The organism is Candidatus Frankia alpina (genome assembly GCF_902806485.1).
GTDB classification, from domain to species: Bacteria; Actinomycetota; Actinomycetes; order Frankiales; family Frankiaceae; genus Frankia; species Frankia alpina.
Map to the genome: position 1 here is coordinate 1 of NZ_CADCWT010000174.1, position 10,551 is coordinate 10,551.

Consider the following 10,551-nt stretch of genomic DNA (forward strand, 5'->3'; position numbering starts at 1 on the left):
CGCGCCTGGATGCCCGCAACCAGCTAACCCAAGATCAAACAAATACCTGACCAGTTACCCCGAGTTGATGTGGACGCCGCCATTGTCGCCAGTCATCTTGACATACTTGGACATATGCCCAGGCTGGATATCGTCGCCGAGCACGGGATCGTCGTAGGCGGTGCCGGGGTCCTTCATCGACCGCAGTGCGACGCCCTGCACCGCGTCGGTGAGCAGCCCGTTGCCGATCAGCCAGTCGGCCTGCTCGGCCGTTTGCCCGAGCGCGTGCTGCTTCACCAGGGAGCCGAAGACATCGCTGACCGATTCGTTGAGCGCCCCGGACTGATTGACGTACATCAGCGCCGCCTCGTCCTCGGTGACGCCGTGGGTCAGTTCGTGCCCGATGATGTCCAGCGATACCGTGAACCGCTGGAAAAGCTCGCCGTCGCCGTCGCCGAACACCATCTGCCGGCCGTTTCAGAAGGCGTTGTCGTAATGGTCGCCGTAGTGGACGGTGGCGAGTAGTGCCATTCCCTCGTCATCGATCGAGTCGCGGCCGAACGCCTCGGAGTAGAACGTGAATGTGGCGCCGAGGCCGTCGCAGGCCTCGTTGACCGCCACGTCGTCGACCGCCGCGTCGCCCTCGGTGCGGACGGTCCGACCCGGCAGCGTTTCTGCGCCGGTGGCGTCCCCGACGGTGCGGCGCGGGCCGTCATCCGGGCTGAGCCGCGGCGGTGCCGCGCCGCGCTGCGCCGCGCGCAGCTGGCCGTTGTGGACGCGGATCGTGCGGTGCGAGCTGTCCTGGACGAGGGTGGACAGTGCCCAGGAACGCTGATCGTCGCTGCCGTTGCGGACGATGCGTTCGAGGATGTGCGGCGGGATGGCGCAGGGCGCGCAGTGGCCCAGCGCGCTGGGGCGGCTTGGCGTGACGGGGTGGGGGCGAGGCATGGTCGACTCCGGGGGGGCGGCGACCGGGCCGAGGTCCGGCGTGCATCCGACGGGTGATGTGACCCGCAGCCACCGACCCTGCTACCTGCGGCGCAGAATGTCCAGAGTCTGCCGATGCGTCTGCATGGTGTGGTTATTGGCCTACGGCGTGTTATCGCCATTTCCGCGATGTCTTTCCATTGGCAATCCGGCCCGCCTGCCGCGCCACCGTCGGAGTCCGACCCGCCCGGCCGCCTGGGCCAGCACCAGCGCCAGACCGCCGAGCACGAGGTAGGTCAGGTGCGCGTCCAGCCAGTTCACGGCGCCGCGCATCCACGGGGCCACCGCCCGTGCCGCGGTCAGGTACAGCGCGGCCGACAGCAGGGAGCCGGGAATCAGGAACCGCAGGAAGCGGTGCATCGGCACGTCGCCCGCGCCGAGCGCCGCGTCAACCGCCGCGTTGGTGTTGAACAGGCAGAACCACAGCAGGGGAGTCTGGGTCCTCGGGCGGGCCAGGGCCGTGACCAGCCGGCTGCCGCCGAGGCGCCGCAGCAGGACCGATCGGATGTTGTTGCGGGCCAGCCCGAAGTAACCGACGTCAACCAGGGCTCGAAAGAACGCGGCGATCAGCAGGGCCGGCACGAACGGCACCGACCCGCCGACAAGTAGCAGGATCGCCCAGGTGGGCCGTAGCGCGATGAGCAGCAGCGGTGCGCGGCCGGCGAGCGCGGGCACCAGGGCCAGCCCGATGGCGCCGAGACCGAGCAGTGAGCCGGTAAGCAGCGCCGGCCACAGCCCGCTTGACCCCGCCTGCGCGAAGCCTTCGCCCTGCGCCACCTCGGCCAACTCGCTGGCGGGCAGGCCGGCGACAGGGGCGGGACCGATCGGGTCGGAACTGGCGGGCATGGGAAGGGACTGCGCCCGCCCCTGTTCGGCTGCCCTCACGCGGCCCAGTCTGCCAACCGCTCTGCGTGCCGCGAAAGCGGTCAGCCGCGATGGCCGGCTGGTGTCTCCCGCTGGCAGCCGTGCTGGCCAGGTGTCGGAGCATCGCGGCGCCTCAACTTCGTCACCTGGCCACATTGCGGACAGATCGTGCCGAGGGGTAAGCACGGTTTTGCGGTCTGAAACCGTAGTTACCCCTCGGCACGACTATGTGTGCAGCCGATCACAGATAGGTGCCGGGAGTTGGTGGCGTGCAGAGCCCCGGCTGCGCCTTGCCCTGCGCGGCTGCCGGCATGGAACCCGGACACCAGCGGAAGGGCGGCGCATGTGCCTGCCTGGGCTGGCAGACTCGGCCTGTGCTCACAGTGGGTCTGACGGGTGGAATCGGGTCGGGCAAGAGCGCGGTCGCCTCGCGTCTCGCAACCCGTGGTTCGCTGCTGATCGACGCCGACCAGATCGCCCGGGACGTGGTCGGGACGGGAACCCCGGGCCTGGCCGCGGTGCTGGCGGAGTTCGGAGCCGAGCTGGCCGCGCCCGACGGTAGCCTCGACCGCCTGGCACTCGGCCGGATCGTCTTCGCCGATGCCGCGGCCCGCGGGCGGCTGGAGGCGATAGTCCATCCGCTCATCCGAGCCGAGACCCGTCGGCGGATCGCGCAGCTGCCCCCGGACGGGATCGTCCTGCACGACGTTCCGCTGCTCGTCGAGGTGCACGCGGAGGGCAGCTACGACCTGGTGCTGGTCGTCGAGGCGCCGCGCGAGCTGCGGTTGGTGCGGTTGGAGGGCCGCGGTCTGCCCCGCGACCAGGCGCTGGCCCGGATGGCCACGCAGGCCACCGACGAGCAGCGCCGTGAGGCCGCCGACATTGTCATCGACAACAGCGGCAACCTCGACGAGCTCGACGTGCGCCTCGACGAGGTCTGGCGGGAGCTGCTTGCCCGCCGCGACGCCCGCGCCGCCGCCGAGTAGCTCCCCGGCCGCCACCCTGTAGCCCTACTGCCCCGCAGCCCTACTGCACCCCGGCGGCTCCCATGCCGCGCAGCTCCTTCTTCAGCTCGGCGACCTCGTCGCGCAGCCGGGCGGCCAGCTCGAACTGGAGCTCCTTGGCCGCCTCGTGCATCTGGTCGTCGAGCTGGCGGATGAGCTGCGCCAGCTCGTGCGAGGGCATCCCGGCGAGCTCGGCGGCGTATCGGCCGACCGTGCCCTGCGCCCCGCCCCGGGACTTCATTCCCGGCACCGGCGCCTTGCCCCGAGACTGCGACCGGCCGCCCCCGCCGATCAGCTCGCCGTCGGCGGACTCGCGAAACATGTCGTCGAGGATGTCGACGACCTTCTTGCGCAGCGGCTGCGGATCGAGGCCGCGTTCGGCGTTGTAGGCCATCTGCTTCTCGCGGCGCCGGTTCGTCTCGTCGATGGCACGGTGCATCGACGGGGTGATCGAGTCCGCGTACATGTGCACCTGGCCGGACACGTTGCGGGCGGCGCGGCCGATGGTCTGGATCAGCGACTTGTCGGAGCGCAGGAAGCCCTCCTTGTCGGCGTCGAGGATGCTCACCAGCGACACCTCGGGCAGGTCGAGGCCCTCGCGCAGCAGGTTGATCCCGACGAGCACGTCGAAATCCCCGCGGCGCAGCTTGGTGAGCAGCTCCACCCGGCGCAGGGTGTCGACCTCGCTGTGCAGGTAGCGCACCCGGATGCCGAGTTCGAGCAGGTAGTCGGTGAGATCCTCGGACATCTTCTTGGTCAGCGTGGTGACGAGGACTCGCTCGTCCCGCTCCGCCCGCAGCCGGATCTCGTGGACGAGATCGTCGATCTGCCCCTTCGTCGGCTTGAGCACGACCTCCGGGTCGAGCAGCCCGGTCGGCCGGATGATCTGCTCGACGATGCCGTCGGCCCGGCCCAGCTCGTAGGGGCCGGGAGTCGCCGACAGGTAGACCGTCTGGCCGATGCGCTCCAGGAACTCCTCCCAGCGCAGCGGCCGGTTGTCCATCGCGCTGGGCAGCCGGAAGCCGTGCTCGACGAGGTTGCGCTTGCGGGACATGTCGCCCTCGTACATCCCGCCGATCTGGGGGACGGTGTTGTGCGACTCGTCGATCACCAGCAGGAAGTCGTCGGGGAAGTAGTCCAGCAGGGTGTGCGGCGGGGTGCCGGCGTCGCGGCCGTCGATGTGCCGGGAGTAGTTCTCGATCCCGGAGCAGAAGCCGACCTGGCGCATCATCTCGATGTCGTAGGTGGTGCGCATCCGCAGCCGCTGCGCCTCCAGCAGCTTGCCCTGGCGCTCCATCGTCGCGAGGCGCTCGTCGAGCTCCGTCTCGATCCCTGCGATCGCCCGCTCCATCCGCTCCGGGCCGGCGACGTAGTGCGTCGCCGGGAACACGAAGATCTCCTCCACCTCGCGGACGATCTCCCCGGTCAGGGGATGCAGGTAGGTCAGCCGCTCGATCTCGTCGCCGAACATCTCGACCCGCACGGCGAGCTCCTCGTAGACCGGGAACACCTTCACCGTGTCGCCGCGGACCCGGAAGGTCCCTCGGGTGAAGGCCAGGTCGTTGCGGGTGTACTGGACGTCGACGAAGCGGCGCAGCAGCAGGTCCCGTTCGATCTCGTCGCCGACGCGCAGCCGCACCATCCGGTCGATGTACTCCTGCGGCGTGCCCAGGCCGTAGATGCAGCTCACGCTCGCCACCACGATGACGTCACGCCGTGTGAGCAGGCTCATCGTCGCTGAGTGCCGCAGCCGCTCGACCTCCTCGTTGATCGAGGAGTCCTTCTCGATGTAGGTGTCGGTCTGCGCGATGTACGCTTCGGGCTGGTAGTAGTCGTAGTACGAGACGAAGTACTCGACCGCGTTGTGCGGCAGCAGCTCGCGGAACTCGTTGGCGAGCTGCGCGGCGAGCGTCTTGTTCGGGGCCATCACGAGCGTCGGCCGCTGCAGGCGCTCGACGAGCCACGCCGTCGTCGCCGATTTGCCGGTGCCGGTCGCGCCGAGCAGGACCACGTTGGTATCGCCGGCCTGCACCCGCCGGGCCAGCTCATCGATCGCGGCGGGCTGGTCGCCCGACGGGGAGAAGTCGGACACGACCTCGAACGGGGCGCGCGTCCGCTCGATGTCGAGGCTGGGCCGTTCGAACGTTGTGCTCACGTCCTCTAGAACACCACAGCCCTCCGACAGTTTCCGACCAGCCGCCGCCGGCCCACCCGCCGGCAGGGTCTCAGCCGATCAGCCGGGCGCCGAGCACTGCCGTCTGCAGGACGTACCGGTCGGTCGGGGAGGTCGGGTCGTGTCGGGTCAGGGCACGGATGCGGTCGAGCCGGTAGGTCAGCGCCCGCACGGACAGGTGCAGCCGGCGCGCCGCGGCGAGCGCCACCCCGCCGGTGGTGAAGTAGGCGTCCAGGGTTTCCAGCAGCGGGCCGGCGCCGCCCCGGGCGGCCTGCAACGGCGAGAGCACCGCCTCGACCAGCTCCGCCAGCGCCTCCCGGTCGCGTAGCAGAACCTTGTAGATGAGCAGGTCGTCGGTGTGCACGACGGCACCCTCCAGCCCCAGCCGGCCGGCGAGGTCCGCGGCGCGACGCGCCTCCTCGAAGCCGATCCGGACTCCGGCGACGCCGCTGCGCGCGCGGCTGACCCCCACCCGCCAGAGCAGGCCGGGCTCGGTGCGCAGCCGGCGGGTCAGCGCGGACATCGCGGCCGTGGCCTCCTGCGCGGGTGCGAACGCGGGCAGTGGGGAGAAGCCCGCGCCCGTGGCAGTCGATTCGTCCGCCCGCCGCCGACCGGGCGGGCGGTTCGCGCCCGCCCTGGCCCTGGCGGCATCCGGGCCGGCGGCCGACCGGCCGGCCGGGGTGACGTCGCGGGCGGGCGGCTCCGGGCCGCGGGCCAGGTCGCCCTGCTCGGGCACCACGCAGACGAGCAGGCCGTCGCGGGTCGCGACGAGCGGATCGGTGAGGCTGTGTTCCCGCAGGATCGTCTCGGCCGCGCGGGTCAGCGCCCGCCCGTCGAGGAAGCGCCGGTTGCCGGCGACGACCAGGACGATGTGGGGCGCCTCCAGCCGCAGGCCGAACGCCCCGGCCCGCTCCAGCAGCTGACCCACCTCCGACGTTCCGGTGAGCAGGTCGTCGACGAGTTCGCGGCGCAGCGCCTCCTCGGAGCGGGCTCGGGCGGTGCGGGCGGCCTCGTAGCCTTCGCAGACGGCGGCGACGGCGTCGTCGCTGGCCCGCAGCACCGCGGAGGCGGCGGCACGGGTGCGCGAGACCGCCCCGACCGATTCGCCGGCCGAACGCAGCGCATCGGCGAGCTGCCCCGGTGCCACCGGTTCGCTCGACGCCCGGGTCAGCTCGCGGGCGGTGCGGTCGGCCTCCCGCACTGCGGGCAGCGACGGCCACACTCGCCAGGTCGCCGAGAGGTAGAGGTCGACCAGGGCGCGCAGCGACGCCCCGGACTCCGCTGCCGCCTGGCCGAGATCGCGAAACGCCTGTAGCTCCGCTCGGGTCAGCCGCCGCCCGCTGTCCGCGGCCGAGGCGAGGACGTCGAGGTAGTCGCCGAGCAGGCCGGCGTGCAGCCGGGAGTCGGCAGCCGCGAGCACGGCCGCGCGGGGTAGCCGGGTCAGGCTCGTCTCGGGCAGACCGGCCGGTACGTCGTCGTCGACCGCGGTCGTCCCGGCCGATCCATCCCCTTCGTTCATCTGCCTGTCTCCCGTTCCTTATTGCCGATCCTCGGCAACGAAATGATAGGCGAAGTCGCGGAGTCCGTGCGGTGTCTGCCGGGACGTCGAAGGGCAGGCTAGACGTTGAGCATGTGTAGCACCCGGTCGTCGACGTCGGCCGGGAAAGCCAGGGAACGCCGAAAGGAGTCTGAGCGGACATGACCACCCACGACGCCACCAGACGAGGAGGGATTCCGCCGATCACGGTGCGTCCGGGACTCGCCGTGTCGGTGGCGGTCGTCACCGTCCTGCTCGCCGCGATCACGCTGCCCGCCACCGTGCCGGACCGACCCGGGTTCGCCTACCTCAGCGGTGGGCTGATCGGTGCCGGCCTGCTCATCGGCATCCTGCTGGGTGCGGACCTGAGGCGAGCCCGCGCCGCCCGCCGGGCCGGGCTGACCGTCGTCGGCATCACCGTCGGCGCCTTCGGCAGCCGCCTGACGGTCGCCCTCGGTGACCGAGGCCGGGGGAGCGCCGGCCTGGCGGGGGCGGGCGTGACCCACGCGGGCCACCCCGCAGCAGGATCCGCGGCGCCCACCGATCGCCGCTCCGGCTCCACCGGTTCCCCGGCCACGTTCGGTGCAGGCGGCGGCGTCGACATACGGCCGCCGGCCGCCGGTCCGAGGGACCCGGCCGGCGGCTCGAGATTCGCCGAGTCGGGCGCCGAAGTCCGCGCCGAAGCGAAGGTCGCCCGCGCTGGGCTCACGGTGACCACCCTGGCCGGCGCGCTGCTCGTCACCCTCGGTGCGCTGGCGCCGGCGGGGACGTTGGCCCTGGCCGGCCAGGTGGCCCTCTGGGTTGGCACGTTCGCCCTGTTGGTGACCTTCATCGACGCGTTGCCCAGCCCGCGCAGCTCCGGCGGGCGGCTGATCGCCGCCCGGGTGCTGCGTCGGACCGGCAGCAGGGAGCGCGCCGAGCAGGCCGTCGCCCGGGCCGGCGTCATCAGCGGCTGGTCGCTGATCGCCGTCGGTGCCGCCAGCGTGTTCGCAGTCGGCTTCGTCGGCCTGTGGGCGGTGCTGTTGGGCTGGCTGGCGCTGGGTGCATCCAGGCTGGCCCAGTCCCAGCAGCGGACCTACGCCGCGCTGGCGGGCCTGGTGGCGCGGGACGTGATGAGCCCCGCCCCGCCGATGCTGTCGTCCTGGTCGACCGTGGACGATGCGCTTGACGACGTGGTGCTGCCCGCCCGTCGAGCCCTCTTCGGGGTCGAGGACTTCGACGGCTCGCTCGCCGGAGTGGCGCTGCTGCGCGACCTGGCCGCCGTCCCCATGGACGACCGCGGTCTCGCCCGGGTCAACCGCGTCCTCGTTCCGCTGTCCATGGTCGCGACGGCAGCGCCGGACGACGCGGTGGCCGACCTGCCCGCGAGGCTGCTCGAACGGCCCGCCGCCGGCTGCGTCGTCGTGGTCGAGCCGGCGGCGGACGGCAGCCCACGGATGGTGGGCACCGTCGGCCCGGTCGAGTTCGGTCAGGCGATTGAGACGGCGCCGCTGCGCGGGCGGGGCGCCGGGCCGGTGCGGCCCGGCAGTCTCTGGCGCTGACCACGCCGGCGACCGGCCCGTCCGACCTGTCCGCGCCTGTCCGCGCCCCCGCCGGATCTCCTGCGTGCGATTCGGCGGGGGCGGACGGCGAGGTTGTCATACGCCTAGAAGTTACTAGGAGTTAGAGGACCGTCGCTTTGCGTTCATCTCGCTGGCGGCGGGACACGCGTGAACGTGCTCTGACCGGCCGCTGGCAACGGCGCCCGGCCGGTCAGAGCGACATCTTCCGCCCCGGAGGAGCCGGGGTGGCGCATCCGGGGCGCGACCCGACACCTCTGGAGATCTCCGTGCATGTTCCCCTCTGGGCCTGGGCCGCCTTCGTCGGTGCTCTGCTCGTGCTCCTCGCCATCGATCTGCTCGCCCACCGCAAGGCCCACGTGATCGGCTTCCGCGAGGCCGCCTGGTGGAGCCTGCTGTGGGTGTCCCTGGGCATCGGCTTCGCCGGAGTCATCTGGGCCTGGCAGGGCCCCGGGGCCGCCGGCGAGTACACCACGGCCTGGCTGCTCGAGAAGAGTCTGTCCGTCGACAACCTGTTCGTCTTCGCGCTGATCTTCTCGTACTTCAAGGTGCCCCGGGAGTACCAGCACCGGGTGCTGTTCTACGGCGTGCTCGGCGCGCTGGTGCTGCGGTTCATCTTCATCGCCGCCGGGGTCGCCCTGCTCGAGCAGTTCAGCTTCATCATCTACGTCTTCGGTGCGTTCCTGATCTTCACGGCCGTGAAGATGCTGCGCGACAACGGCGTCGAGCTGGACCCCGGACAGAGCCGGGCGGTGACGCTGCTGAGACGGGTCATGCCGGTCACCGACCAGTACGAGGGACAGCGCTTCATGCTGCGCCGCGCGGGCAAGATCGTCGCCACGCCGCTGCTCGCCGTCCTCGTCGCGATCGAGACCGCCGACGTGCTGTTCGCCTTCGACTCGGTGCCCGCCGCGCTGGGCGTCACCGACAGGACGTTCCTCATCTACACCAGCAACGCGCTCGCCATTCTGGGCCTGCGTTCGCTGTTCTTCCTGCTCGCGGGCCTGATGGAACGGTTCCACCACCTGGCGACGGGGCTGGCGTTCATCCTGGCCTTCATCGGCGTGAAGATGCTGCTCACGGACGTGTGGCACATGCCGATCGCACTCTCGCTCGGCGTGATCGCCGTCGCGCTGGCCGTCTCGGTGAGCTGGTCACTGCTCACCGAACCGCCCGCGCAGGAGGCAGCCGAGACGCCTGCGCCGGACGAGGGGGCGGGTGACGGGGCCGAGCCACGGGAGGTTTCCGCGCCGGGCGGCGTGCGCGCGCGTTAGGCGACCCCGCCGGGTGCGCCCGGCCCGTCGACCGTGGCGATCGCCGCCTCGCCGACGGGCCACCCGCCGGCCGGGGTCAGCTCGGCCGCGCCGGCTCACCGCGTGGGTCGGGCACCGGTGCCCGGCGGACCCGCCGCACCCCGGGCGGGGGCGCGGTGAAGATCGCGAACGGGTCACGGCCGTCCGCCGGCTGGCCGGTGTTGACGGCGCGGGAGATCCGGTCCCAACGGAACCAGCGCGGACCGCTCCGGTCCAGGCACCAGGCCAGCAGGTACCAGTTGCCGCCGGTGAAGGCCAGCAGATGCGGCTCCACCCGGCGGCCCAGGGTTCGGCTGCCGGCGGCGTCCTGGTAGTCGATCGCGAGCACGCGGCCGGCCCGCAGCGCCTCCTCGATCGTGGTGGCGAGCGCCGTGCGGGCGACCACCGGCGGCCCCGCCCAGCCTCGGGAGGCCAGCTGGGCGACCTGCCGCTGCCCTGGCGGGGGCATGATGTCGAGCAGCTTCTCCAGCGCCGCGGCACCGTCGCGGGTCAGCGGGCCGGTCGCGGCGGCGGCCAGCGACACCGCGGCCGCGGACGCCTGGCCCTGGGTGAGCGCGACGGGCGGCAGCATCGCGTGCTGGGCGAGTACGTACCCGCCGCCCGGCCCGGAGATCCCGCCGACGGGAACCCCGGCGTCCTGGAGGGCGAGCAGGTCCCGGCGGATCGTCCGCACGCTGACGTCCAGCCGGGCCGCCAGGCTTGCGGCTGTTCGCCCGGCGGATCCGGCCCGGCGCAGCTCCTCGACGATCGCGGTCAGTCGATCTGGGTGCGGCATGCGTTCCACGTTGACAGGGGCTAGTCGCGACTGGTGGCGAAACGGCGCGACTTGGGCAATCTCGCTGCCCCGTGCCCGTGATGTGCGATGGCGGAGCACGGCGCCAGCCGGCTCGCGGGAGCGGGTGACACGGCGCGATGACCAGCCCGGCAGCGGGTAGGTAATCGGCCCCGACGGGCGAGCGGGGTGCACCGGGTGGTGCTGGCGGTGCGCCGATTGCGGCGTGGGAACGGATTCCATGACCGCCCCGTTGACATCTTCGACGGTCACGGCTGTTGCCATGATCGGCCGTTCGACATTGAGCCTTTCCCGGTAACGTTTCGTCGCTTTGCGTGACATCAATGTTGTGTTGGTGTGTTG

7 protein-coding genes and 1 pseudogene are annotated in these 10,551 nt (G+C 71.8%); 3 read left to right on the top strand and 5 right to left on the bottom strand.

Features of this window, described 5'->3' with window-relative positions:
- Nucleotides 1-57: 57 nt before the first annotated feature.
- Nucleotides 58-927, bottom strand: a pseudogene (locus tag G6R25_RS17045) (M4 family metallopeptidase); the annotation flags it as partial.
- Between the two features lie 141 nt (nucleotides 928-1,068).
- On the bottom strand, nucleotides 1,069-1,812 hold the full coding sequence (locus G6R25_RS17050) for a hypothetical protein (RefSeq protein ID WP_163553785.1): 744 nt from the start codon (nucleotides 1,810-1,812) through the stop codon (nucleotides 1,069-1,071).
- A 392-nt stretch (nucleotides 1,813-2,204) separates the two neighbouring features.
- On the opposite strand from G6R25_RS17050, the gene coaE reads away from it, so the two are divergent.
- The gene (coaE, locus tag G6R25_RS17055; protein ID WP_235948796.1) at nucleotides 2,205-2,816 is read left to right on the top strand and encodes a dephospho-CoA kinase; all 612 of its coding nucleotides are present in this window, start codon (nucleotides 2,205-2,207) and stop codon (nucleotides 2,814-2,816) included.
- A gap of 40 nt (nucleotides 2,817-2,856) precedes the next feature.
- Here coaE and uvrB read toward each other — a convergent pair whose 3' ends face one another.
- Nucleotides 2,857-4,989, bottom strand: coding sequence for an excinuclease ABC subunit UvrB (gene uvrB, locus G6R25_RS17060; protein WP_163553786.1), 2,133 nt, complete (start codon nucleotides 4,987-4,989; stop codon nucleotides 2,857-2,859).
- Nucleotides 4,990-5,059: 70 nt separating this feature from the next.
- Nucleotides 5,060-6,526 (bottom strand): PucR family transcriptional regulator, encoded by a 1,467-nt coding sequence (locus tag G6R25_RS17065; RefSeq protein ID WP_163553787.1) that lies wholly within the window; start codon nucleotides 6,524-6,526, stop codon nucleotides 5,060-5,062.
- Nucleotides 6,527-6,705: 179 nt separating this feature from the next.
- Between G6R25_RS17065 and G6R25_RS17070 the strand changes: the two genes are divergently transcribed.
- Together G6R25_RS17070 and G6R25_RS17075 are read left to right on the top strand one after the other, a co-directional pair.
- Nucleotides 6,706-8,085, top strand: coding sequence for a peptidase M50 (locus G6R25_RS17070; protein WP_163553788.1), 1,380 nt, complete (start codon nucleotides 6,706-6,708; stop codon nucleotides 8,083-8,085).
- A gap of 287 nt (nucleotides 8,086-8,372) precedes the next feature.
- On the top strand, nucleotides 8,373-9,377 hold the full coding sequence (locus G6R25_RS17075) for a TerC family protein (RefSeq protein WP_235948797.1): 1,005 nt from the start codon (nucleotides 8,373-8,375) through the stop codon (nucleotides 9,375-9,377).
- 76 nt (nucleotides 9,378-9,453) lie between these two features.
- Here G6R25_RS17075 and G6R25_RS17080 read toward each other — a convergent pair whose 3' ends face one another.
- The gene (locus G6R25_RS17080; protein WP_163553790.1) at nucleotides 9,454-10,191 is read right to left on the bottom strand and encodes a helix-turn-helix transcriptional regulator; all 738 of its coding nucleotides are present in this window, start codon (nucleotides 10,189-10,191) and stop codon (nucleotides 9,454-9,456) included.
- Nucleotides 10,192-10,551 lie beyond the last annotated feature (360 nt).